Raw genomic sequence first — 23,015 nt, 5'->3', positions numbered from 1 at the left:
AACGATGCCATTCGGGTCCCCCGACACCTCGGTCGCGGGGCGAATGGACAACCTATCGCAAGCTCACATCTTGGAATCAGGCGTCCGATGCCGTTCACCGGTCGACCGGTTCTCCATTGCGACCCAGGCTGGGACGAGCTCGGTCGCAAGTTTGCGGGCAGCTCGTCCGCTCGTAAGGCCGCTGAGCGGCATGTTGCCGCGCGCAGCCGCGACTGCATCACCCTTCGGCATCAGAAATCCGGATTCCAGCGGCGGCGACCTGTGCGCCAGGCGCTTGAGAAGCGGGCGCTTATGCATTCGCGAGGGAGAAAACTGCGCCGGGCTCCTGTTCAGAGAGACGTATTCGGCCAATTCATCCACCCAGCGACCGATGGGGCGGGCACCAGGCTCCAGCAGCATCAGCCACTCGCCGCGGGCCGAACGAAGGACATCGCCGAGATCCCAGTCGAGGCAGAAGCGGCAGCCGGCCGCATCCGCGATCCTGGGAGAGCCGTCGGTCGATCCGTGGTCCAGGATTATGACATCGCTGACGAGCCCTTCCACCGCACCGGCAACGAGCGCCGAGAGCGTCTGTGCGAGCTCCGCTTCGTTGTCCTTCGTTTCCATGATGACCGTCAGCATAGCCGTTCCTACCGCATCGCAGCGCAGATTGCTACAAGCGCCGTTCCGCACAGGGTGCGGGATGATCACGGACCTTCCCCGGATCTGTGCTGAATATTTGTTCTTGATTTGTTCCCTCTTCTACGCTAGGAAAATAATCAACACCAAGCGAACCGAATATGGTTCCGGGAGATTTCGGTGAACGATCTGTCTCAACTCAAGCAGGGCGTCTATGCGCCAGGCAACAGCGCGGATGTGGCGGAAGCCCTCGTCGCCGGAACCGGCATCAGAATCGACGTCGATCGTCGGCGCGGCCGCGGTGCCGCCCTCAACATCTCCGGACGCTTCGAGCCGATGACGCGCGAAGTCTTCGATGACGGTTGGCAAACGCTCGAGGAGCTGCCGCCGTTCAAGACCGAGGTCCAGATAGAAAAGCCGAAGACCGCGATCACGCGCAACGATTCTCCCGATATATCTTTCGACCGATCGATCAATCCCTATCGTGGCTGCGAGCACGGCTGCATCTACTGCTTCGCGCGGCCTACGCACGCCTATATGGGGCTCTCGGCAGGGCTCGATTTCGAAGCCAAGCTCTTCGCCAAGCCGGACGCGCCACGTCTTCTCGAGCGCGAGCTGGCGAAGCCGGACTATAAGCTCCGTCCGATCGCGATCGGCACAAATACCGATCCCTATCAGCCGATAGAAAAGGAATGGCGGATCATGCGCCAGATCCTGGAGGTGCTCAAGGACGCCAATCATCCGGTCATGATCGTTACCAAATCGGCCATGGTGACGCGCGACATCGACCTGCTGGCGCCGATGGCGGAAAAGGGGCTTGCCCGGGTCGGGATTTCGGTGACCACGCTCGACCGGAAACTGGCGCGCAGCATGGAGCCGCGGGCGTCGACGCCCACCAAGCGGCTGGAGGCGCTACGCGCAATTTCCGAGGCCGGCATTCCCGCTGGCGTTCTGGTCGCGCCGATCATTCCGGCGCTGAACGACCACGAGATCGAGCGCGTGCTCGATTCGGCGAAGACGGCCGGCGCGTCGGATGCGAGCTACGTCCTCCTCCGGCTTCCGCTGGAGGTGAGCCCCCTGTTCCGTGATTGGCTTCTCAGAAACTATCCGGACCGCTACCGGCATGTCATGTCGCTCATCCGTTCCATGCGCGGCGGCAAGGATTACGATGCCGAGTTCGGTAAACGAATGAAGGGCAGCGGACCTTATGCCTGGCAGATCGGCCGTCGGTTCGAGCTTGCCGCCAAGCGGCTCGGCCTCAATCTGACGCGCCGGCAATTGCGCAGCGATCTCTTCGTGCCGCCGCTCGGGATGGGGGTTCAACTGTCGCTGCTTTGATGCAGACCTTTTCGACAGGCCATCGCACCGGAGATTGAAAAAACGTCACGATCTCGACCGCCGATGTGCCTTAAAACTTCCAGTGTCCGCCCTTTGCCTCGGGGGCGGTGCTGGTCTTCCCCGGCAACCGCCGCAAACCGAGCCGGGGGCTTGAAGGGAATCGGGCGAGTATGCCAATGTCGCCCGCATGACACGCAGCAAACAGCCCGATTCCCCTCTTTTCCCTCTTCCGCCGGCCGTTCCGGATTTCGCGTTCGAACGCGCGGCGCAGCGCGACGGTCTCTGGCCGGTGGCGGGCGCCGACGAGGCCGGGCGTGGTCCGCTCGCGGGCCCTGTCGTCGCTGCGGCTGTCATCCTCAATCCGGAGGCGATCCCGGCGGGCCTCAACGATAGCAAGCTCTTGAGCGCGGAGCAGCGCGAGGCATTGTTCGAGGAGATTCTGGCGACGGCGACGGTCTCGATCGCCTCGTCCTCGTCGGCCCGCATCGATACGACCGACATACTGAAAGCCAGCCTCGATGCGATGCGCCGCGCCGTTCATGGCCTGGAGGTGGCGGCTCGCATCGTTCTCGTCGACGGCCGCGACGTCCCTCCCGGGCTTACCTGTCACGCCAAGGCCATCGTCAAAGGCGACAGCCGCTCGGTGTCGATCGCCGCCGCATCGATCGTCGCCAAAGTCACCCGCGACCGGATGATGGCCCGGGCCGATGCAACCTTTCCCCTCTACGGCTTTGCCCATCACGCGGGCTATGCGACGGTGAAGCATCGCACCGCGATCGAAAGCCATGGCCCCTGCTCCCTGCACCGCATGAGCTTCCGCCCGTTCCGACAATTGTAGTCGACGTCGGCCCTGGCCCTTGATCGGGGGCGTAAACCGGAAGCTTTCTTCCGCGCCGCGCAAAGCGGCTCCGCCGCCCTGATCCAGGCTGTAGGCATGAGCGTCCCTCCCGGCAAGGGCTTGGTCGACACGATCACAACCGCTGAACCCGACCGGGGGATGTCGGAGACAACCTCCCATGCGCGCAACGAAAAAACCCCGCCGAAGCGGGGCCCTTGAATCTCGGTCGAACCGACGCTCAGTTCAGGCGTGACTTGACCTCGCCGAGCGCCTTCTTGAAGAGCGACTCCTGAGCGCCTGCGTCGGCCTTGCTCGCGATCACTTTCTCGGCTGCGCTGATTGCCAGGTCTACGGCAGCAGCACGAACCGCATTGATCGCATCGCTTTCGGCCTGCTTGATCTTCTGTTCGGAAAGTGCGGTGCGGCGCGCGACATATTCTTCGGTCTTCTGCCTTGCTTCCGCCGTCAGCATCTCTGCTTCGCGCTGGGCAGCGGCGACGATGCTCGCGGCTTCCGCCTCGGCATCCTTGCGCTTGCGCTGATATTCGGCAACGAGGCTCTGCGCTTCCTCGCGCAGACGCTTCGCTTCCGCCAGTTCGTTGCTGATCTTGTCGGCGCGGGCGTCGAGTGCCTTGCCGACCATGCCCGGAACCTTGAGATAGGCGATGAGGGCAAAGAAGAGAATAAGGCCTACGAGGGCATAGAAAGTCGCATCAAGAGCCATTGTTCTCTTATCCTCAGTTGCCGGCCGAAGCCTTGAACGCCGCAGCGATCTCGGACTTGGTGACGGTTCCGCCGATCAATTGCTTGACCACGGCCGTTGCAGTTTCCTCGGCGATGGCGCCGACATCGGCAAGCGCTTTTGACTTGATGTCGCCGATGCGCGCCTCTGCGGCGGCAATCTTCTTCGCGAGCTCGGCTTCGACACCGTCGCGATCGGCCTTGGCCTTCGTCTTGGCAGCTTCGCGTGCGGTGTCCGCAATCGAATGGCCTTTTGCCCTTGCGCCTGCCAGTTCCTGCTCGTAGGCGGCGATGGCCGCATCGGCCTCGCCCTTCAGACGAGATGCCTCGTCGAGGTCCTGAGCGATCCGGTCATGGCGCGTCTCGAGGATACCGCCGATCCGGGGGATGATGACTTTCGACATCAGGAGATAGAAAAGCCCGAACGTAATCGCGAGCCAAAGAAGCTGCGAAGCGAAATGGGTCGAATCGAAGGGCGGGAACACGCCGGAGCCATGCTCGCCTTCGTGGGCCACACCCGTTTCGGTGTGCACCTCACCGGCCGCAGCGGCATCGTGTGCTTCGGCGCCTTCGGTGGTGGATGACTGGGCGTATGCCTCGGTCACAAACATGCTCACCTCCAGGTGCACTCAAGAATATGCGCGGCCGCGGCCCGACGGGCCGCGGCCAAAACTTCTGCCGATATCAGACGGCGAAGAGGAGGAGGAGTGCAATGAGCAGCGAGAAGATGCCCAGAGCTTCCGTAACGGCGAAGCCGAATACGAGGCGGCCGAACTGGCCGTCAGCTGCCGACGGATTGCGCAGAGCGCCGGACAGGTAGCTGCCGAAGATGTTGCCGAGGCCGAGAGCCGTGCCGGCCATACCAAGGCATGCAAGACCTGCACCGATGTACTTTGCTGCTTCCGCTTCCATGATTGACTCCTTCGAAATGGTGTTGCGGCTTAGGATTTGCGCTTCCGGCGGCAAGCCGACCGGAAACCAGCGACTGTTTATTCCTTAGTGGCCTCCGGGGTGGACCGCATCGTTGAGGTACATGCAGGTCAGCACCGCAAAGACATAGGCCTGGAGGAAGGCCACAAGGAATTCAAGACCGGTGAGGGCGACGGTCATGATGAGCGGCAGGATCGCGCCGCCGATGCCGAGCGCTCCAAAAGCGCTGAGCGATGCGACGAAGCCTGCGAAGACCTTCAGCGTGATGTGGCCCGCCAGCATGTTGGCGAAAAGACGGACTGAGAGGCTGATCGGACGGGAAAGGAACGAGATGATTTCGATCGAGACGACAAGCGGCAGAAGCGCGCCCGGCACGCCTTGCGGCACGAACAGCTTGAGGAAGCCGAAGCCGTGCTTGTAGAAGCCGTAGAGAAGGACGGTGCCGATCACGAAGACCGCAAGCGCGAAGGTGACGATGATCTGGCTGGTGACGGTGAAGAAATAGGGGACCATGCCGAGCAGGTTCGCCGTCAGGATGAACATGAACAGCGAGAAGACCATCGGGAAGAATTTCATGCCGTGACTGCCGGCGCCCTCGCGAAGCATCGAGGCGATGAATTCGTAGGACATTTCCGAAACCGACTGCATGCGCGTCGGGATCAGCCCACGCTGCGACGTCGTCAGATAGAGGAAGCCCGCGGCCGCACCCACGGTCGCGACCATGAACAGCGACGCATTGGTGAAGGAAAAGTCAATTCCGCCAATCTCGATCGGGACAATCTTGTTGACCAGGAACTGGTGGGTCGGATCGTTTGACACCGCGCTTCTCTTTCGTTTTGCCCGCCCGCGAGCGGAAATCCTGTTCTTCCCGGCGACGTATCAGACGCCGCCGCCATCCTCTTTGTCCATGCCCGGCTCGCCCTTCCGCTCGTCGGGCTTCGCCACCAGACCGGCGGAACGCAGCACGTTCAACACGCCGGCACAGAAGCCGAGTAGCAGGAGGACGATCATGCCCCACGGCCCTGTACCCGCAAAGTGGTCCAAAAGATAGCCCAGAAACGCCCCGACCAGGATGCCGGCGATGAATTCGCTCGAAAGCTTCATCGCCGCCGCGTACCCCTTGCGGCTTTCATCGGCGCGCCCATCCGCCCCTTCCGAGACATCCGCCCGCTTCTTGGACTTGATGTCGTCGCCGAGACGCTTGAGCCGCGCTTCCAGACTTTCTTCCGGCTTCTCCGTCACATGGCTCCCCTTTGCACCCCCACGCGGTCGAACGCGATCTCGGTCATACAAACGGCCGCTGTTCAAGCCACGCTTCGGCCCCATTTGAAGTCGCGCGCAACATAGTTTTAGGCACCCGCATAGTCAAGGCATGGAGGCACCTTCGACGTGGACAATATTATTGTGTTAATTCAACGACTTAATGATAAATCCGGCAAGCTGCGACAAAGGTGCAGAGGGAATCGCCGCCAACGGCGGGGTCACGCCCGCGGCTCCGGCGGCTGGCAGGGGCGCGGAGGCGGCCACGCCGTCAGCTCCAGCCGCCGCCATAGGTTCTGTAGAAGATGTGCAGTCCGATCTTGCCGACCCGCTTCATCGTCTTCGCCCAGGCGGGATTCACATAGGTGGCGTGATAATGGGTCGCCGAGCCGACTTCCGACAGCCATATCCTTCCGGAGGTAACCGCCAGCGCGACTTCCTTGGCCGTCTTCCAGTGCGATCGCGAATAGATCAGGTCGCGGATCATGTCGCAGGCGAAAGAGAACTGGCAGCGGTTGCGCCAGGCCTTGTTCTGGTAGACGACGCCGCAGATCGTCTTCGGGTAGGTCGGATTGCGGACGCGATTGAGAATGACCTGCGCCACCGCGGCCTGACCCTTGACGGATTCGCTGCGTGCCTCGAAATAGATTCCCTCGGCCAGACAGGTCTGCTCTTCCTTGCTGAAGACGGTTGGCGGCAGCGGCGTTGCCGCCCAGGCATGATCGTCGGGCGCGATATCCGGAATGAAGCGCCCTGCATTTTCGTCGTTCCGCAGGATCGAATCGAAGGGTGATTCACGCGCATAGTCCGGCTCGGGCCGGACATAGGCAGTCGCAAGAATGTCGGGCTTGTCGTTGGTGACGAGCTTGGCCAGCATCGGCGAGAGGCCCGGTTCGGGCTTCGGCGGCGTCTTGCGGTAAAAGACCGTGGCGATCTCGATCTCCTTGCCTTTGATCTTCGGCTTGGCAAAGACCATCTTCTCGGGGCCGTCGACGGCCGGACCGATAAGCGAGCTCGTGCGCTGAAGGATGGATCCGGCGCTGAAGTCCTTGGGCGGGGTCACCGGCGTTACCGCGACGATTCGCCCCTTCTTCAGCTTCCGCGTCACGCGATCCTCGTCCGGCGTCCCCTGGTGTTTCGATTCGGCGGTCAGCGCCACGCGGCCGCCTTCCGGCAGGGTCATGCCGGCGCCGCCGTCGAGCGCACCGGTGGTGATCGGGTCCGTGAAGACCATCTCGACTTCGTGGAGAGAGCCGGCCGGCGAAGGAGTGAGATAGGTGCGCCAACGCTCGCCGCCGCGGTTGATACCGGACAAAAACGTCGCAATGTCCGAATAGGCGACCGCCGAGGGAAAGCCCAGGAATACGGCAAGGCCTAGGATCGCCGGAGCGCGCCAGGCCGAGAACGAAAACCGAAACTTGTCACGCAACTTCCAACTCTTACGCACCGGTCGGCTCCAGGAACTCTTTCTCAAGCACGCGCTCTCGCAAGCCGGCGATGAGCCAGCGACAAGATTCCATGCAGGACGCTAGGGTTTGGAAGCGGCCGGCCGGCTCGCCGGGACCGCTTCGCTTGAGCCTTGAAAATGCGGCATTAACCTTGATGTTTGGTTAATGCGGACGCAGTGAAACGGATCAGATGATCACGTGAGAGCCGAGTTCGACCACCCGGTTCGTCGGCAGGCGGAAATAATCGGAGGGATCGATCGCAGCATTGGCGAGTGCGATGAACAGACGGTCCTGCCAATGCGGCATGCCGGACTGGGCGTCGGGCACGAGTTTGCGGCGGCCGAGATAGAAAGAGGTGGACATGATGTCGAATTTCAGGCCCGATTTTCTGAAGAGGCCCAGCGCCTGGGAGACATTCTGCGTCTCCATGAAGCCGAACTTCATTTCCAGCAGAGTGAAACGCTCCGACAACCGCCGCGCGCTGACCCGCTCTTCCCTCGGCACCTTCGGCGTGTTTGCCGTCCGGATCGTCAGAATGAAGTTCTGCTGATGCAGAACGTGGTTGTGTTTGATGTTGTGCAACAGGGCGGCAGGAGTCGATTCCGGATCGCTGGTCAGGAATATCGCCGTGCCGGTCACCGACACCGGCGCGTGCTCGCTCTGGCGCTCGACCGATTTGATGAAGCTTGCCAGCGGAATGTCGATATGGCGGGTCTTGGCGTGCAGGATTGCTGTGCCGCGCTTCCAGGTCCACATGATGACGATGAAGGTCGCCGCAATGAGGATCGGCACGTAGCCCCCGTCGTGGATCTTCAGCATGTTGGCGCCCAGGAAGACGAATTCCAGCGCGAACAGGGGCAGCAGCGCACCCGCCGCCCACCAGCTCGGCCAGTTCCACCGCATACGCAGGAATTCGAAGGAAAGTACCGTGGTGACCACCATCGCGCCGGTGACGGAAATGCCATAGGCGGTCGCGAGCGCCTCGGAGGAGCCGAAGAGGAAGACGAGCGCCATGACGCCGAACATCAAAAGCGTGTTGACGTTCGGCAGGTAAATCTGGCCCGTATGGGTCTCGGACGTATGGAAAATCGCCATGCGCGGCAGGAAACCAAGGTGGATGGCCTGGCGCGTCAGCGAAAAGGCGCCGGTTATGACCGCCTGACTGGCGATGATGGTGGCCGCTGTCGCGAGAATGACGGCGGGCAGCAGCGCCCATTTCGGAAACATCAGGAAGAAGGGATCGGACATCGCCTCCGGGTTCTTCAGCACGAAGGCGCCCTGCCCCAGATAGTTCAGCGTGAGCGCCGGGAAGACCACGGTGAACCAGGCCCACTGGATCGGCCGCCTGCCGAAATGGCCGAGATCGGCGTAAAGCGCCTCGGCACCCGTGACCGTCAGGAAGACGGCGCCGAGTACGACGATACCGACATAGCCTTCGTTGAACAGGAAGGTGACGGAATAATACGGGTTGAAGGCTCTGAAAATCGACAGGTCGTCGGAAATATGCACGAAACCGATCGCGCCCATGACGACGAACCAAATGAGCGTTATCGGGCCGAAGAAATTGGAAACCGCGGCAGTACCCTTGGACTGAACGGCGAAGAGGAGCAGGAGGATGACCACGGCGATCGGAACGACGTAGTCCGAAAGGGCCGGGGTCACCAACTTCAAACCCTCGACGGCCGAGAGCACCGACAGTGCCGGTGTTATCATCGCGTCGCCGATGAAGAGTGCGGCGCCGGCAATGCCCATGAAGAACAGTATCGCCGTGTGACCATTGGCGGTCTTCATGAGCAGCGCAAGCAGGGAGAGCGTGCCGCCCTCGCCCTGGTTGTCCGCCCGCAGCAGGAAAAGCACGTATTTTATCGTGACAATGATCGTCAGCGCCCAGATCATCAGCGAGATCAGACCGATGATCTCGACGTCCGTCACACCGTCGTGCGCAACGGGGCGCAACGCCTCGCGGAAGGCATAGAGAGGGCTGGTGCCGATATCGCCATACACGACGCCGACGGAGCCAAGCGCCAGAACCAGCAGGCGGCGGATATTCTCCACCCCAGGTGTAGCGGGAGCAGACAATTGAGACATGTTGCTCAACAGGCCCTTAGAGCCAGCCTTTCCAGCGGAAGAAGAAAAAGGGGATCACGGCCGAAAGTACCATGGCCGCAAGCGCCCACGGATAGCCGAACTGCCATTCAAGCTCAGGCATGATGCGAAAGTTCATGCCGTAGACAGAAGCGACCAGCGTCGGCGGCAACAGAACGACCGAAGCGATCGAGAAGATCTTGATGATCGCATTCTGCTCGACATTGATCAGGCCGAGCGAGGCATCGAGCAGGAAGGTGATATTTCCAGAGATGAAAGCCGTGTGTTCCGAGAGCGACTGGATGTCCCGCGATACCGTACGGCAAAGTTCCCGGCTTTCCTTGTCTGCTTGAACGTCGGGAACCGTATAGACGAAGGTCAGCAGCCTGGAGAGCGAAGCGAGGCTGTCGCGCGTTTTCGCAACAAGCCGGTGATGGCCCGCGACGTCGCGCAGGCGTGCTTCGAGAAAATGCGGTGGCCGGTGCCGCCGGCCAGACGCCTTGTCGCCGAAGACCTGGAGCGCCAGGTCGTCGATCCTGTCGACGGCCTGCTCGAGAATTTCCGCCGTCCTGTCCACAATCGTCTCGAGCAGGCGCGTCAGAATCACCGCGCCGTTGCGGCAGCCGCCGGGGATACGATGCATGCCGGCCTTGAACAGGCCGAAGGCCCTCGGCTCGGCATAGCGGACGGTGACAAGGCGCTTGCCTGCCAGAATGAACCCGACATCCGTCAACCCCGGCATTTCCGTGTCGCTTCGATAGACGAGCGAAGCGGTCATGAAGACGGCACCGTCGTCCGTATAAAGCCTGCTCGAAGGTTCGATGTCCCTCAGATCGTCCCGCGTCGGAATGGGAATTCCGAGCAGTCCCTCGATCATCAGGTCTTCCGCCTTGGTTGGCTCGACAAGGTCTATCCAGACGAGATCGGGACGCAGGGCCGACGGCGGTTCGGCCGTGGAGAGAGCGACCGCTTCACCGTTGACACAATAGCCTGTGATCATGCGGCCGCCTTTTTCATGCAGCCGACGACGATGAACCTTGATGATTTCGCAGGATCAGCCGCCACACGATTTTCCACAAAGCAGATTCATCCGATGAAGGCTTTCAGCCGTTTCGACGCCGCATGACGGCAGTCGGGTGACCAAAGTCTCCGGCGATGGCAGTGGCTCGCTTTGACTTGCCTATGCGAGCCAAGGGGATATGACTCAACCCCGGCGCAAAATCAATGGCCTTCGGGGATCCGGTGCTTCCCTGCCGGATGTCTCGGTCGCGCCGCACTGAATTCCCCGGCATGTCGCTTGGGCATGACCGCGGCGAAGCGCTATTCGAAGACGATGTTCGGCATCGCACGGCTTTTGTCCTGACGGGCAGCAGTGACCTCTCCCCAGACCCGCGCCGCGATGTCGCGATAGACGCGCGCGACCTCGCCATCGGGCTCGGACGCCACGAGAGGGGTTCCCGCATCGGAGGTCTCCCGGATACCCATGGTCAGGGGCACCTCTCCAAGGAATGGTACGCCGATGCGCTCGGCTTCCTTGCGCGCGCCGCCATGACCGAAGATGTCATAGCGCCTGCCCGTATCGGGCGCCACGAAATAGCTCATGTTTTCGACGATCCCGAGAACCGGAACCTCGACCTTGCGGAACATGGCGAGACCCTTGCGGGCATCCACGAGCGCCAGGTCCTGCGGCGTCGACACGATGACGGCGCCTGCGAGCGGCACCTGCTGAGCCATCGTCAGCTGTGCGTCACCGGTGCCCGGCGGCATGTCCACGACCAGGACGTCGAGGTCCCCCCACGCCACCTCGCGCAACATCTGCAGGAGCGCCGACTGGATCATCGGGCCGCGCCAGATCATCGCGACCTCCTCGTCCACGAGGAAGCCCATCGACATGACTTTCAGGCCGTAGTTTTCCATCGGGCGGATAAGCCGCCCCTCGATCTGTTGCGGGCGGCCGGAAATCTTCAAAAGCCGCGGCATCGAAGGGCCGTAGATATCCGCATCGAGGAGCCCGACCTTCAGCCCGTTTGCCTGAAGCGCCAACGCCAGATTGACGGAGGTGGTGGACTTGCCGACTCCGCCTTTGCCGGAGGCGACGGCGATAATGGCGCCGACGCCGGGGATGCCCGCCTTTGGTGCCGCACCGCCCCCCCGCTGCGCCGGCGCATGGCCCGTCGGGGCCGGCCGGGGCCGCTCCACCGGGCCCTTCTGCGGCGCGGCCTTGCGGTCGGCAGTCAATGCCACCATGGCGGCCTTCACGCCGGGAATCTCGCGCACGACCCGTTCGGCGGCCGCCCGCATCGGTTCGAGCTCCTTCGCCCGATCCGCCGGCACGGTGATCGAGAAGTAGGCCTTGCCGTCGGAAATGAACACATCGGACACAAGGCCGAGGTCGACGATGTTTCCTTCCATATCCGGACCGCGGACGGTCCGTAGCTTCTCCAAAACCATTTCCCGGGTGACATCCGGCATGTCGGCCTCTTGCTCTTTCGTTGGCGCGCAACGCTTTCGACTGCTCTATCGCTAGCCCAAATCGCACCCGATTTAAGGAACTGGGTATTAGATAGTCGAGCCGGGGCACTTCGCCAATGCGACAGGCGGGAAAATGAGAGGGCCGCCAACCGATCATCGTGTCCGTACATCCGGGATCACGGGCGATCGGCGGCGGCCCTTGTCGCGACCTTCCTGGGCGCTGTCTTATTATGTCCCCTCTGGACACGGAATTGAATATGCACAATGCGTGCCAGTTGGAGCTTTCCGGAAAAAACCAGAGTTTCCAATGAGTTGCTCTTCATCTATGGCGGATGCGCAAGAGACTTCGCTGCTCATTTCCTGAGCAGGCGCGCCATTTGGACACGAAATGCTCGCAGGTGCGCCGGCTCCCAATCGCGGAAACTCTCCAACTCCTTATTTTGCCGCAAACTCCGGACGGAGAACCGCTAGGCACTTTTCTTGGACGTGCTTTGTTTGATTTCCTCATTCCTGTGCTTGTCACAGGAATCCAGCCAGACCAAGTCCTTGGGCTGAAAGAACGCTTCCCGCGCCGCAGACGCGGCGCTACCCTCATTCCTGTGACAAGCACAGAGATGATGGCAGAGGATGACTCTCAACAGGCCCTAGCTGATATAGCCCTTTTTCATCGCCTTCACGACCGCCTGCGTGCGGTTCACCGCGTCGAGCTTCTTCGTGACGTGGTTGAGGTAATGATTCACCGTGTGCTCCGACAGACCGAGGATACCGGCGATTTCCGAGCTGGTCTTGCCGGCAGCCGTCCAGCTCAGGCACTGGATCTCCCGTTCGGAAAGAACCGTGTTGGTGTTCTTCCAGACAGAGCCGATCTCGGAAAGCCGGTTATAGACGTGAATTGCGATCATCTGCAGTTCCATCGCCGCCGTCATCGGTAATTCCGCTTCCGGGCCCATGAGGATGACCGCGCCGCGGCCACCTTCGGCATCGTGGACCGGGAAGTAATTGGCTTGGAATATGCCGTTGTCGCGCAACATGGCGATGTAATCCGCGGCAGAGTCGGGCTTGCCTCCCTCCCTCTCCCAGTCTTCAAGCTTGATCTGAAACGGCGTCGTCGTCTCTCTCAACCGTCGCACCCCGGTGCTGAAGCGCAGCATCGAAAGGCTGTCATATTTGTTGAGGAGCTCGGCCGGCATGTTCGAGATCACCGTGGTGGCGGAGAGCCGCTCTACCTCGACTGCAGGGATCGAACAGATGAGAAACGTCTTGAAGCCGAAAATCGGCGTAATCCGCCGCATGTAGCGGATAATGTCGAACTGGGTCTCGAGCCTTGCTATCTCAGGCGCGAAATCGCCGCCCCGGGGCAGATCGATATCAGTCGTCCCCCTCGTGATCATCTCTTGCATCGGTGCGGTTCCATCGCAGTCATCGACTATCAAATAGCCCGAGCGGCCGAGCAATGCCAACAGGTGATTGACGATCATCACCTCTGACGCGCAAAACCCTGTGCATTTCGACCGTGCCGATGAACGCCGACGCCGCCTTCAGCCGCTCGCGCCGTAAGACGGCCGCGTACGGGTTCGCGTGCCTCCATTTCCCGTGCTTGTCACAGGAATGAGAGAGAAAAGGGCTCTGTTCATGTCCCGCCCGGCGTCGATCAATTGATCAAGCCCGCGCGTATCGCCTTGGCGACAGTTTGGACGCGATTGACCGAATCGAGCTTGCGCGTCGCACGGTTGAGATAGTGGTTCACCGTATATTCCGACAGTGCCATGATACGGGCCATCTCCACCGTCGTCTTGCCAGCCGCGGCCCAGCGCAAACACTCGATCTCGCGGCGGGAAAGGCTGCCCGGGCCGCGTCGGTCGCGCGTTCTGACTTCGCTCAGCCGGCTGTATAGAAGGCCGGCCCAGAGGTTCAGAGCCTGCATCTCGTCGTCGGACACGGCGGACCTGTCACCGCCGAAGGCGATGGCGGCGCGGTGACCCGCGGCATCATGGACCGGCAGATACACCCCACGCGGCATGTTCGCCTGTTCGAAAACGCATATGGCAGCTTCGCCCTTTCCGTCCACACGCCCGCGCGCCAGCAGATGAGCATCATAGGTGAAGGGAATTGTGCTGCGCCGCAACCGCTGGATCACGGGACTGCCGTCGATCAGGCGGGCACTGTCGTAGCGCCTGAGGAAATCCATCGGCCAGGTCGTCATGAGCGCCTGCGCAGTGAGGCTGTGGGACCCCGACTCGGGAATGGCGAGGACCATGAAGCCTCGAAAACCGAAACCTTCCGACACCCGGCCGAGCGCGCTCCGCACATCATCCTCGCTGTCGATCGACCCGCTGACAGCGTGACCGTCAGGGAGGACCAATGAGGATATATCCACGCTGAAATCGATCATCTTCCGCCCGCCTCTCACATCCGCGTTCCAGCTGGAGCATGACGCTCGCGCTGTCATACCCACGCCTTCGCTTCCACCAGAATTCCGCCCGATGCAACCAGCCGTGGCAGCAGACCGGCATTGAAGCTACTTATCTTGAACCTTTTCGTCCAGTCGAAACTTCTAATTTACCGTAAAGCGGTCCCGCGCACTTTTTCGTGGAAATCATGCTGTAATCCTTAACCGTCACGGCGACCTTGCTCGTCCGGCAGGTCACGCGGCGCCGCAGCCCCCTTTTCCCGCCCGGGGCCAAGCCGGATCCGGACCTCTTCCTCGATCTCTGCCGCCACCTCGCGCACGTCCTGCGCCCAAGCGGTCAGCTGCTGCAGGCTGACCCGATAGGAGGGACCGGTCACGGAGATCCCTCCGACCAGGTCGTGTTCCGGAACGCTGATCGGGGCGGCCACGCAGCAGATCTCCGCCTCGTGCTCCTCCCGGTCGAAGGCATGGCCGTCGTGCCGGATTTCCTCGATCTCGGCAAGGAGCGATTCTATCGAACGATGCGTTTGCGCCGTGAACGGGTGAAACGCCATTCCGGTCGATATCCGCTGCAACTCGCCTGCGGGAAGAACCGACAGAGCCGCCTTGCCGATCCCCGTACAATAGGCCGGCGACGCCTTGCCGATCTGCGAACTCATACGGACGGTCTGCCGGCTTTCCACCTTGTCGACATAGATGATCTCGGTCTCCCGCAGTACGCCCAGATGCACCGTCTCGCCGGTCAATTGGTGCAGGTGCAGGAGATAGGGGGCGGCAATCTCGCGAAACCGGTTCCCCGACCAGGAGCGATAAGCGAATTTCAACAGGCGAAGCCCGGGCTCGTAGGACAAGTCCCGGCGCTGCACCAGCAAGCCCTCTTCGACGAGATGGCCAAGCAGCCGGTGCAGGGTTCCGCGGGGCTGACGAACGGTCTGCAATATATCCGTGAAGCGCTGAGGGCGGTCGGCCATGGCTACTGCCTCCAGCACGGCCATTGCCTTGCCAAGCGTGCCGGTGCCGACGAGGTCACCTTCCATGTCGTCTTCTTTCTTCCGCTTCATTCTTATCCGCTTTCCGCTGCGCTATCTTGACAGGCTAAAAGCATTGGCGCGATAATTCCATATAATAAAACACAGTTCCGGATATTGGAACAACCAATCCCGCAGCCGCGGTATCAGGGAGAAGCCATGACCTTGCCGAGCAGCCAGTTTCCTGATCTGCGCGATCGCGGAGTTCTGGTCACCGGCGGCGGCTCCGGCATAGGAGCCGCACTGGTGGAGGCGTTCGCCCGGCAAGGCGCCCACGTCGCCTTCGTGGACATCGCAGCGGAAGCGAGCCTGGCGCTCTGCGAGAAGGTCGCGGCGCAGACCGGACAGGCGCCGCATTTCATCCAGGCAGACCTTCGCGATGTCGAGGCCGTACGGGCCGCAGCCGAGGAGGCGGCCGCCAAACTCGGCTCCGTCCGTGTGCTCGTCAACAACGCCGCGCGCGACGACCGGCAGGCGCTCGAAGCGGTGACCGAGCAGAGCTGGGACGAAAGCCTTTCCGTCAACCTCAGGCATATCTTCTTCATGTGCCAGGCGGTCGCGCCCCACATGCAGCGGCAAGGCGGCGGATCGATCATCAATTTCTCCTCGATCGCCTTCATGCTCAATATGCCGGAAATCCCCGCCTACTCTGCAGCCAAAGCCGGGATCATCGGCCTCACCAAGTCGCTCGCCGGCAAGCTCGGGCCGGACAATATCCGCGTCAACGCGATCCTGCCCGGCATGATCGTTACGGAACGGCAGCGGCGCTTGTGGCTCACGGAAGAATCGATCGCACGGATGCAGGAAAGGCAGTGCCTCAAGCGCATGCTGGTCGCCGACGATCTCGTCGGCCCATGCCTCTTTCTGGCGTCGGACAGTTCGGCGGCGATGACCGCACAGACCATGATCATCGATGGAGGCGTGTTTTGACGACGGCAGGCTATTATGCCGCAGTGGATTGGGGAACATCCAGCTTCCGCCTGTGGATCATCGGCGAGGACGGTGCGGTGCTGGCCGAACGCCGCAGCGCCGAGGGCATGACGACGGCCGCAAAGACCGGCTTTCACACGATTCTCGACGGCCATCTCGCCGCGGTCTCCGCGCCTGCGCATCTGCCGATCATCATCTGCGGCATGGCAGGCGCCCGTCAGGGCTGGAAGGAGGCCGGGTATATCGAAACGCCCGCAGCACTCGCCGAGATTGCCGGCCGTGCCACGGCCATTCCCGATGTCGACCGCGACATCCGCATTCTCCCCGGTCTCGCCCAGCGCGACCAACGGCATCCGGACGTCATGCGCGGCGAGGAGACGCAGCTCCTCGGCGCAGCCGGGCATCTCGGCGCCGGCAGCCATCTCGTCTGCATGCCCGGGACGCACAGCAAATGGGTTCGTCTTGCCGACGACAGGGTCGAGGGCTTTTCCACCTTCATGACCGGCGAGCTCTTCGACACCATCGCGCGCCACACCATCCTCAGCCACGCGGTGGCAGAAGCGGAAACCTTCGCGACCGGGAGCGCAGCCTTTACGGATGCAGTAAGCCGCACGAGGGAGAACCCGGCGCTCGCAACCAATCTGCTCTTCTCCGTTCGCGCCGGGCAGCTTCTGCACGGCACCGGCGCCGCCGACGCGAGAGCGCAATTGTCCGGGACCCTGATAGGCCTGGAGATCGCCGGAGCGCTCGCGGCCTCGGGCACGGTGGACGGCGTATGCCTCGTCGGCTCCGGTGGGCTCGGCACGCTTTATCGTACTGCCCTCGAAAGCCAGGGCCTCAACGTCCGGGCCGTCGACGCCGATGAGGCGGTGCGGGCCGGTCTTTCCGCAGCCGCCCGTGCGATTTGGCCTTTGTGATAGAAAGAAAGAACATGGACAGAATCCCCCTGCCCCCGATGAAACGCCCGCTGATCGCGATCCTGCGCGGCCTGAAGCCTGAGGAGGCGGAAGGCGTGGTCGGTGCCCTCATCGAAACAGGCTTCACGGCGATCGAAATCCCACTGAATTCGCCGGACCCGTTTCGCTCCATCGAGACGGCCGTCAAAATGGCTTCGGCCGGGTGCCTTATCGGCGCCGGTACGGTGCTGACGACGGCCCAGGTGGAACGCCTCGCCGATGTCGGCGGGCGGCTGATGGTGAGCCCCAATGTAGAGCCGGCAGTCATCCGGCTTGCTGCGACGAAAGACATGGTGACGATGCCAGGCGTTTTCACGCCGACGGAGGCATTGGCCGCCGCCGCCGCCGGAGCCAGCGGCCTCAAGTTCTTTCCGGCAAGCGTGCTCGGCCCCTCCGGCATCGCGGCGATCCGCGCGGTGCTGCCGGGCGATCTCGAGATCGCGGCGGTCGGCGGCGTGTCGGAGGTCAATTTCTCCGACTATGCAGCGATCGGGATCCGCAGCTTCGGGCTCGGTTCGAGCCTGTACAAGGCCGGGATGAGCGCCGGGGAAGTGCGGCAGCGGGCCATTGCCACGCTCGCAGCCTATGATGCCGTCTATGGAGGCCAGCAGTGACCGATCTCGTTCCCTTTTCCGGCCGAACCCTTTCGGAAGCCGCGTGCGAACTCGGCGAAGGCCCCACCTTCGACCCCGACACCGGAACGGCCTGGTGGTTCAATATAACGGGCCGCGAGTTGCATGAGCTTCATCTCGAAAGCGGACGGAAGGCGATCCATCCCCTGCCCTTCCTCGGCAGCGTGCTTGCGGCGATCGATCCGCTACGGCAGTTGATCGCCTCGGATCAGGGCCTTTTCGTGCGCGACACCGAAAGCTCGAAGCTCGGCCATTTCGCGACGCTCGAGGAAAAGCCGGGCAACCGCTCCAACGACGGACGCGTCCATCCCTGCGGCGCGCTTTGGGTCGGCACCATGGGGCACAGCGCCGAGAAACATGCGGGTGCGATCTACCATGTGGCCGGCAGCCGCGTCACGAAGCTCTATGGCAACATCACCATTCCCAACGCGATCTGCTTTTCCCCGGACGGGGCTACCGCCTATTTCACCGACACCGACGTCAACCAGCTGATGCGCGTCGACATAGATCCGGCGACGGCGCTCCCGACCGGCGATCCGGTGCTGCTTTCGGACGAAAGCACGAGCCCGGGCGGCGTCGACGGCGCCGTCTGCGATGCCGACGGGCTGATCTGGAACGCCCGCTGGGGCGCAAGCGCCGTGGAGGTCTATAAACCCGACGGCCGGAAGGTCGCCCGTTACGCCGTGCCGGCGACGCAGCCGAGCTGCCCGGCTTTCGTCGGCGCCAGGGCCGAACGGCTGCTGGTGACCTCGGCCTGGCAGGGCATGGACGACGCCGCGCGGGCAGCCGACCCGCAGGGCGGGAAAACCTTCGAGCTCGGGATCGAGGTCAAAGGGCGCTTCGAGCCCGCATTCCGACTTTAAATCCGCCGAACAACAAAGACTGGCGTCGCGCCGGCGAAAAATCATACAATTGCTCCATTGCGCTGAATCGCGGTGGAGGGAGTGCTCGGATGAGCGACAAGAAAAAAGAACTGAGAAGCCGTCACTGGTACGGCGGCACGCACAAGGACGGCTTCATTCATCGGTCCTGGATGAAGAATCAGGGGTTTCCCGACCATGTTTTCGACGGCCGGCCGATCATCGGCATATGCAACACCTGGTCGGAGCTCACGCCCTGCAACAGCCATCTGCGTATCCTCGCCGAAGGGGTGAAGCGCGGCGTCTGGGAAGCGGGGGGCTTTCCGGTCGAATTTCCGGTGTCGTCGCTCGGGGAGACGCAGATGCGTCCGACCGCCATGCTCTTCCGCAACCTGCTCGCAATGGATGTCGAAGAGGCTATCCGCGCCTATGGCATCGACGGGGTCGTGCTTCTCGGCGGCTGCGACAAGACCACCCCGGGCCAGCTGATGGGAGCGGCCTCGGTCGACCTCCCGACGATCGTCGTTTCCTCCGGCCCCATGCTGAACGGCAAGTGGAAGGGCAAGGATATCGGGTCGGGCACCGATGTCTGGAAGTTTTCGGAGGCGGTGCGCGCCGGCGAAATGAGCCTGCAGGAGTTCATGGCCGCCGAAAGCGGCATGTCGCGCTCGCCGGGCGTCTGCATGACCATGGGCACGGCGACGACGATGGCGTCGATCGTGGAAGCCATGGGCCTGTCGCTTCCGACGAACGCCGCCCTGCCCGCGGTCGACGCCCGCCGCATGGCGCTCTCGCACATGACCGGCAAGCGCATCGTCGAGATGGTTCACGAAGACCTCAGGCTGTCGAAAATCCTGACAAAGGAGAACTTCGAGAACGGCATCATCGCCAACGCCGCCGTCGGCGGATCGACCAATGCCGTGGTCCACATGCTGGCGATCGCCGGGCGCGCGGGTATCGACCTCTGTCTCGAGGATTTCGATCGGGTGGGCGGTCAGGTGCCCTGCATCGTCAACTGCATGCCGTCGGGCAAGTATCTGATCGAGGATCTCGCCTATGCGGGCGGCCTGCCGGCCGTGATGAATCGGATCCAGCACCTGCTGCATGCCGACGCACCGACGGTCTTCGGCGTTCCGATCAGCAAGTATTGGAAGGGCGCGGAGGTCTATAACGACGATGTCATCCGCCCGCTGGACAACCCGTTGCGTGCGGCGGCGGGCATTCGCGTGCTGAAGGGTAATCTTGCGCCCAACGGTGCGGTGATCAAGCCGTCTGCGGCAAGCGAACATCTGCTCGCCCACGAGGGACCGGCCTATGTCTTCGACACGATCGAAGACCTCAGGGCCAAGATCGACGATCCCGACCTGCCGGTCACCGAAGACACGATCCTCGTGCTCAAGGGTTGCGGACCGAAGGGATATCCCGGCATGGCGGAGGTCGGCAACATGCCGATTCCGCGCCGGCTCGTCGAAAAGGGCGTGCGCGATATGGTGCGCATCTCCGATGCGCGCATGTCCGGCACCGCCTTCGGCACCGTCGTTCTTCATGTGAGCCCAGAAGCCAATGCCGGCGGGCCCCTGGCGATCGTCAGGACCGGCGACCGGATCCGCCTCGACGCCCTGAAAGGCGAGCTGAACCTGCTCGTCAGCGAGGAAGAACTGGCGGCCCGCATGGCGGCCTGGCAGCCACCCGAACAGAAATGGCATCGCGGCTACTACAAACTCTATCACGACACGGTGCTGCAGGCCGACAGGGGCGCGGACCTCGACTTCCTCGTCGGCAAGAGCGGCAGCGAGGTTCTGCGCGAAAGTCACTGATCGAGCCTTCGCCCCCGGACCCCTGGAGCCATGAAGGCGTCCCCTGCGAAAGGCAACCGGAATGCGAGCTTCTGCGCCGCGTGTTCACCCGAGCATGCGGCGCAACCGCATCGAGCGCACACCAATGGAAGCCTCGTGCCAGCCAGCTCGGCGTTCACTTTTTCCGGAACAGTTTGCGTTGCCGGGCGTTGCTTGAGTGTCATCGGCGCAGCATCCCTGGCCCAACTTGAGGCTGCGCCTGGATCACGGTGATGACATCGTGATCGATGCCAAAGGGCTGGAAGGGAATGCGGGCGAAAAGCGCACGTAATGCCCTCTAGCCGACAACGTCAACGAAAGGCAGTCTGACATGAAAGAGAGACTTATATCTTCCGTTGCCGCTGGCGCGCTTCTCGTGGGCGTTGCCGTTGCCCCGATGAGCTTCGCACAGCAAACCACGACGCCTCCGGCTACGGCACCTGAAACCCAGACCATGGAACCCGCCCCGGCTCCGGCTACCCCGCCGGCCGCCGACGAGCAGGCGCAGACACCGGATACGGCAGACAAGACGACCGATATGGCGGCTGGTGACGCCAGCTACCTGACGGAGCAAGCGGAAGACCAAGTGTCCGCGAATACTTATATCGGCCAGTCCGTCTACAATGCCAGCGATGAAAGCATCGGCGAGATCAACGACCTGATCATCGAGAAGGAAGGCGGTATCGCTGCTGCCATCGTCGGAGTTGGTGGCTTCCTCGGCATCGGGGAAAAGAACGTCGCAGTTCCGTTCGACAAGATCGCGATTGCCGACCAGCCCGATTCGGATGAAATCAAGCTGACGACCACCGAAACGGCCGACTCCCTGAAGGCCGCGCCGGAGTTCAAGACGAAATCGCAGGTAATGGCCGAGCGTAACGCCGACCAGCCGGTCGATACGTCGACAACTTCGGCAACGGGTACGACGCCGGCACCGGCGCCTGCGGAACCTGCCCCCCAGCAGTAAGCCGTAGGCTCTAAAACGAACAACAGGAGCGGCGCCCATGGCGCCGCTTTTCGTCGTCAGGTGGCAACGCGTTGGAAAGGCTCAGTACCACGCGTCGGCCATGCCGTTCTTGCGCGTTGCGACATAGTCGTTCAGCGCTTCGTCGATGGCCGCATCCAAGGGCGGCGCCTCGTATTCGGCGAGAGCCTTTTTCCAGCTCCTGTTCGCGCGCAGCGCCATGTCGGTTTCGCCCTGTTCCACCCATTTCTCGAAGGGTTCGTTATCGGAAAGGGCGCTGTCCCAGAAGGCGGTCTGATAATTGCGCATCGTATGGCCGGAGCCAAGGAAGTGGCTGCCCGGGCCCACTTCTAGGAAGGCGTCCATGGCGAGCGTATTGTCGTCGACAACAACGCCGGCAAGATAGGAATGCAGCGCCCCGCAGAAATCCATGTCCATCATGAATTTTTCGTAGGACATGGCCAGCAGGCCGTCGGCGAAGCCTGCCGAGTGCAGGACGAAATTGGCGCCGCAATGTACGGCCGACAGCATCGACATGACGCCTTCCTGCATTGCCTGTGCATCCGGGCGCTTCGAGTTGGAGAAGTTTCCGGCGCAGCGCAACGGCAGGCCGAGCCGGCGCGCGAGCTGGCCGATGACCATGCTGCCGATCGCCGGTTCCGGCGTGCCGAAGGTCGGCGAGCCCGAGCGGAGCGACATCGAGGAAAGAAAGTTTCCGAAGATGACGGGCGCGCCCTTCCGTTCGAGCTGCGTCAGCGCACAGCCGGCAAGCGTTTCGGCATAGGATTGCGCAATCGCCCCGGCATTAGTGACCGGCCCCATCGCGCCGCCGAGGATGAACGGCACGATCACCGCGGCCTGGTTGGCGCGCGCATAAGCCCGCAGCGACTTCGTCATCGTGCCGTCCCAGACGAGCGGCGAGTTGACGTTGACATTGCCGAGAATGACGCAGTTGCCGTCGACGAATTCGGCACCGAAAAGAATGCGGGCCATTTCGATCGAATCCTCGGCACGTTCTTCCGAGGTAATCGACCCCATGAAGGCGCGATCGGAGTATTTTATGTGGCTGTAGACCATGTCGAGATGACGTTTGTTCACCGGCACGTCGCACGGTTCGCAGATGGTGCCGCCGGAGTGGTGCAGCCAGGGGCTCGACTGGGCGAGCTTCACCAGATTGCGGAAGTCCTCGATGGTGCCGTAGCGCCTGCCCTTGTCCAGATCCATGACGAAGGGGGAACCGTAAGCCGGAGAGAACACCACGTTGCGGCCGCCGATCTCGACGCTGCGGGCAGGGTTGCGGGCGTGCTGCGTGAATTGCGCCGGCGCCGAACGGACGATCTCTTTCAGCATCCCGGGCTCGAAGGTGACGCGAAGACCCTCGATTTTGGCCCCGGCGCGCCGCCAGTGGTCGAGCGCCACCGGGTCGTCGCGAAACTCGATGCCGACTTCGGCGAGAATGCGGTCGGCCACCCCTTCGATCCGCTCCAGGTTCTCCTCGCCGAGGATGTCATAGGTCGGTATATTGCGGGCGATGTAGGGGACGCCGAGATTCTTGCTGCCCTCGCGTCGCTGCGGTCGCCCGCTCCGGGTCCGTTTCGGCGCCTCGCCGGTTGCTTCCAACACTTCCATGGTCGATCTCCCATCATTTGCAATGATGGTATTGACGAGAGAGG

22 protein-coding genes are annotated in these 23,015 nt (G+C 62.4%); 8 read left to right on the top strand and 14 right to left on the bottom strand.

The genetic code is table 11. The annotated features are described in order from the left end of the window. Positions 1-63: 63 nt before the first annotated feature. A complete protein-coding gene (locus ACFHWW_RS14205) occupies positions 64-621 on the bottom strand; it encodes a glycosyl transferase (protein WP_100669247.1) in 558 nt (185 codons plus the stop codon). A 177-nt stretch (positions 622-798) separates the two neighbouring features. Here ACFHWW_RS14205 and ACFHWW_RS14200 point away from each other — a divergent pair, with 177 nt between their 5' ends. After that, positions 799-1,956: a PA0069 family radical SAM protein gene (locus tag ACFHWW_RS14200; protein ID WP_100669249.1), complete on the top strand. Its 1,158-nt coding sequence runs from the start codon at positions 799-801 to the stop codon at positions 1,954-1,956. Positions 1,957-2,143: 187 nt separating this feature from the next. After that, positions 2,144-2,794, top strand: coding sequence for a ribonuclease HII (locus ACFHWW_RS14195; RefSeq protein ID WP_100669251.1), 651 nt, complete (start codon positions 2,144-2,146; stop codon positions 2,792-2,794). A gap of 238 nt (positions 2,795-3,032) precedes the next feature. On the opposite strand, the gene ACFHWW_RS14190 is transcribed toward ACFHWW_RS14195, so the two are convergent. The 12 genes from ACFHWW_RS14190 to ACFHWW_RS14135 form a co-directional block, all read right to left on the bottom strand. Then, a complete protein-coding gene (locus ACFHWW_RS14190; protein WP_018094384.1) occupies positions 3,033-3,518 on the bottom strand; it encodes a F0F1 ATP synthase subunit B in 486 nt (161 codons plus the stop codon). A 13-nt stretch (positions 3,519-3,531) separates the two neighbouring features. After that, positions 3,532-4,146, bottom strand: a complete 615-nt coding sequence (locus ACFHWW_RS14185) for a F0F1 ATP synthase subunit B (protein WP_100669253.1) — start codon at positions 4,144-4,146, stop codon at positions 3,532-3,534. Between the two features lie 73 nt (positions 4,147-4,219). Next, positions 4,220-4,447: a F0F1 ATP synthase subunit C gene (locus tag ACFHWW_RS14180; RefSeq protein WP_003533642.1), complete on the bottom strand. Its 228-nt coding sequence runs from the start codon at positions 4,445-4,447 to the stop codon at positions 4,220-4,222. Positions 4,448-4,531: 84 nt separating this feature from the next. Continuing rightward, the gene (locus ACFHWW_RS14175) at positions 4,532-5,284 is read right to left on the bottom strand and encodes a F0F1 ATP synthase subunit A (RefSeq protein WP_018094382.1); all 753 of its coding nucleotides are present in this window, start codon (positions 5,282-5,284) and stop codon (positions 4,532-4,534) included. 60 nt (positions 5,285-5,344) lie between these two features. Continuing rightward, positions 5,345-5,707: an AtpZ/AtpI family protein gene (locus ACFHWW_RS14170; protein WP_379938805.1), complete on the bottom strand. Its 363-nt coding sequence runs from the start codon at positions 5,705-5,707 to the stop codon at positions 5,345-5,347. Between the two features lie 289 nt (positions 5,708-5,996). Further along, positions 5,997-7,154: a cell wall hydrolase gene (locus ACFHWW_RS14165; RefSeq protein ID WP_379938803.1), complete on the bottom strand. Its 1,158-nt coding sequence runs from the start codon at positions 7,152-7,154 to the stop codon at positions 5,997-5,999. 205 nt (positions 7,155-7,359) lie between these two features. Next, entirely contained in the window at positions 7,360-9,261 is a 1,902-nt protein-coding gene (locus ACFHWW_RS14160) for a potassium transporter Kup (RefSeq protein WP_033047212.1), read from the bottom strand. Between the two features lie 16 nt (positions 9,262-9,277). Continuing rightward, complete coding sequence (locus tag ACFHWW_RS14155; RefSeq protein ID WP_275596671.1) at positions 9,278-10,258, bottom strand: magnesium transporter CorA family protein; 981 nt, start codon at positions 10,256-10,258, stop codon at positions 9,278-9,280. A gap of 320 nt (positions 10,259-10,578) precedes the next feature. Beyond that, positions 10,579-11,730: an Mrp/NBP35 family ATP-binding protein gene (locus tag ACFHWW_RS14150; protein ID WP_379938801.1), complete on the bottom strand. Its 1,152-nt coding sequence runs from the start codon at positions 11,728-11,730 to the stop codon at positions 10,579-10,581. A gap of 644 nt (positions 11,731-12,374) precedes the next feature. Next, positions 12,375-13,208 (bottom strand): LuxR family transcriptional regulator NurR, encoded by an 834-nt coding sequence (gene nurR, locus ACFHWW_RS14145; protein ID WP_379938799.1) that lies wholly within the window; start codon positions 13,206-13,208, stop codon positions 12,375-12,377. Positions 13,209-13,381: 173 nt separating this feature from the next. After that, positions 13,382-14,122, bottom strand: a complete 741-nt coding sequence (locus ACFHWW_RS14140) for a LuxR family transcriptional regulator (RefSeq protein ID WP_100669263.1) — start codon at positions 14,120-14,122, stop codon at positions 13,382-13,384. Between the two features lie 218 nt (positions 14,123-14,340). Continuing rightward, positions 14,341-15,207 (bottom strand): IclR family transcriptional regulator, encoded by an 867-nt coding sequence (locus tag ACFHWW_RS14135; protein ID WP_379939036.1) that lies wholly within the window; start codon positions 15,205-15,207, stop codon positions 14,341-14,343. A 120-nt stretch (positions 15,208-15,327) separates the two neighbouring features. Between ACFHWW_RS14135 and ACFHWW_RS14130 the strand changes: the two genes are divergently transcribed. From ACFHWW_RS14130 to ACFHWW_RS14105, 6 genes are all read left to right on the top strand, one after another. Then, positions 15,328-16,098: an SDR family NAD(P)-dependent oxidoreductase gene (locus tag ACFHWW_RS14130; RefSeq protein ID WP_275596674.1), complete on the top strand. Its 771-nt coding sequence runs from the start codon at positions 15,328-15,330 to the stop codon at positions 16,096-16,098. Beyond that, positions 16,095-17,015 (top strand): 2-dehydro-3-deoxygalactonokinase, encoded by a 921-nt coding sequence (locus ACFHWW_RS14125; RefSeq protein ID WP_379938796.1) that lies wholly within the window; start codon positions 16,095-16,097, stop codon positions 17,013-17,015. Before ACFHWW_RS14130 ends, ACFHWW_RS14125 begins: the two co-directional genes overlap by 4 nt. A gap of 14 nt (positions 17,016-17,029) precedes the next feature. Then, positions 17,030-17,668 (top strand): 2-dehydro-3-deoxy-6-phosphogalactonate aldolase, encoded by a 639-nt coding sequence (locus tag ACFHWW_RS14120; protein ID WP_379938794.1) that lies wholly within the window; start codon positions 17,030-17,032, stop codon positions 17,666-17,668. Further along, on the top strand, positions 17,665-18,549 hold the full coding sequence (locus ACFHWW_RS14115) for an SMP-30/gluconolactonase/LRE family protein (protein ID WP_379938792.1): 885 nt from the start codon (positions 17,665-17,667) through the stop codon (positions 18,547-18,549). Before ACFHWW_RS14120 ends, ACFHWW_RS14115 begins: the two co-directional genes overlap by 4 nt. 89 nt (positions 18,550-18,638) lie before the next feature. After that, entirely contained in the window at positions 18,639-20,363 is a 1,725-nt protein-coding gene (locus ACFHWW_RS14110) for an IlvD/Edd family dehydratase (protein WP_379938790.1), read from the top strand. 349 nt (positions 20,364-20,712) lie between these two features. After that, the gene (locus ACFHWW_RS14105) at positions 20,713-21,345 is read left to right on the top strand and encodes a PRC-barrel domain-containing protein (protein ID WP_100669277.1); all 633 of its coding nucleotides are present in this window, start codon (positions 20,713-20,715) and stop codon (positions 21,343-21,345) included. An 81-nt stretch (positions 21,346-21,426) separates the two neighbouring features. On the opposite strand, the gene ACFHWW_RS14100 is transcribed toward ACFHWW_RS14105, so the two are convergent. Next, on the bottom strand, positions 21,427-22,971 hold the full coding sequence (locus ACFHWW_RS14100; protein ID WP_275596678.1) for a trimethylamine methyltransferase family protein: 1,545 nt from the start codon (positions 22,969-22,971) through the stop codon (positions 21,427-21,429). Between the last annotated feature and the right edge of the window lie 44 nt (positions 22,972-23,015).

Origin of the sequence: Sinorhizobium sp. P24N7, from assembly GCF_042436655.1 — a bacterium.
Classification (GTDB): Bacteria; Pseudomonadota; Alphaproteobacteria; order Rhizobiales; family Rhizobiaceae; genus Sinorhizobium; species Sinorhizobium meliloti_A.
Note: the sequence above shows the minus strand (reverse complement) of the source record. Positions and strands in the feature narration are given on the sequence as shown.

Excerpts from the sequence above, each read along its gene's own strand:
- ACFHWW_RS14190 (WP_018094384.1), bottom strand. The coding sequence starts at position 3,518 with ATGGCTCTTGATGCGACTTTCTATGCCCTCGTAGGCCTTATTCTCTTC.
- ACFHWW_RS14180 (WP_003533642.1), bottom strand. The coding sequence starts at position 4,447 with ATGGAAGCGGAAGCAGCAAAGTACATCGGTGCAGGTCTTGCATGCCTT.
- ACFHWW_RS14155 (WP_275596671.1), bottom strand. The coding sequence starts at position 10,258 with ATGATCACAGGCTATTGTGTCAACGGTGAAGCGGTCGCTCTCTCCACG.
- ACFHWW_RS14120 (WP_379938794.1), top strand. The coding sequence starts at position 17,030 with ATGGACAGAATCCCCCTGCCCCCGATGAAACGCCCGCTGATCGCGATC.
- ACFHWW_RS14140 (WP_100669263.1), bottom strand. The coding sequence starts at position 14,122 with ATGATCGATTTCAGCGTGGATATATCCTCATTGGTCCTCCCTGACGGT.
- ACFHWW_RS14185 (WP_100669253.1), bottom strand. The coding sequence starts at position 4,146 with ATGTTTGTGACCGAGGCATACGCCCAGTCATCCACCACCGAAGGCGCC.
- ACFHWW_RS14150 (WP_379938801.1), bottom strand. The coding sequence starts at position 11,730 with ATGCCGGATGTCACCCGGGAAATGGTTTTGGAGAAGCTACGGACCGTC.
- ACFHWW_RS14110 (WP_379938790.1), top strand. The coding sequence starts at position 18,639 with ATGAGCGACAAGAAAAAAGAACTGAGAAGCCGTCACTGGTACGGCGGC.
- nurR (WP_379938799.1), bottom strand. The coding sequence starts at position 13,208 with ATGATCGTCAATCACCTGTTGGCATTGCTCGGCCGCTCGGGCTATTTG.
- ACFHWW_RS14195 (WP_100669251.1), top strand. The coding sequence starts at position 2,144 with ATGACACGCAGCAAACAGCCCGATTCCCCTCTTTTCCCTCTTCCGCCG.
- ACFHWW_RS14100 (WP_275596678.1), bottom strand. The coding sequence starts at position 22,971 with ATGGAAGTGTTGGAAGCAACCGGCGAGGCGCCGAAACGGACCCGGAGC.
- ACFHWW_RS14205 (WP_100669247.1), bottom strand. The coding sequence starts at position 621 with ATGCTGACGGTCATCATGGAAACGAAGGACAACGAAGCGGAGCTCGCA.
- ACFHWW_RS14160 (WP_033047212.1), bottom strand. The coding sequence starts at position 9,261 with ATGTCTCAATTGTCTGCTCCCGCTACACCTGGGGTGGAGAATATCCGC.
- ACFHWW_RS14130 (WP_275596674.1), top strand. The coding sequence starts at position 15,328 with ATGACCTTGCCGAGCAGCCAGTTTCCTGATCTGCGCGATCGCGGAGTT.
- ACFHWW_RS14105 (WP_100669277.1), top strand. The coding sequence starts at position 20,713 with ATGAAAGAGAGACTTATATCTTCCGTTGCCGCTGGCGCGCTTCTCGTG.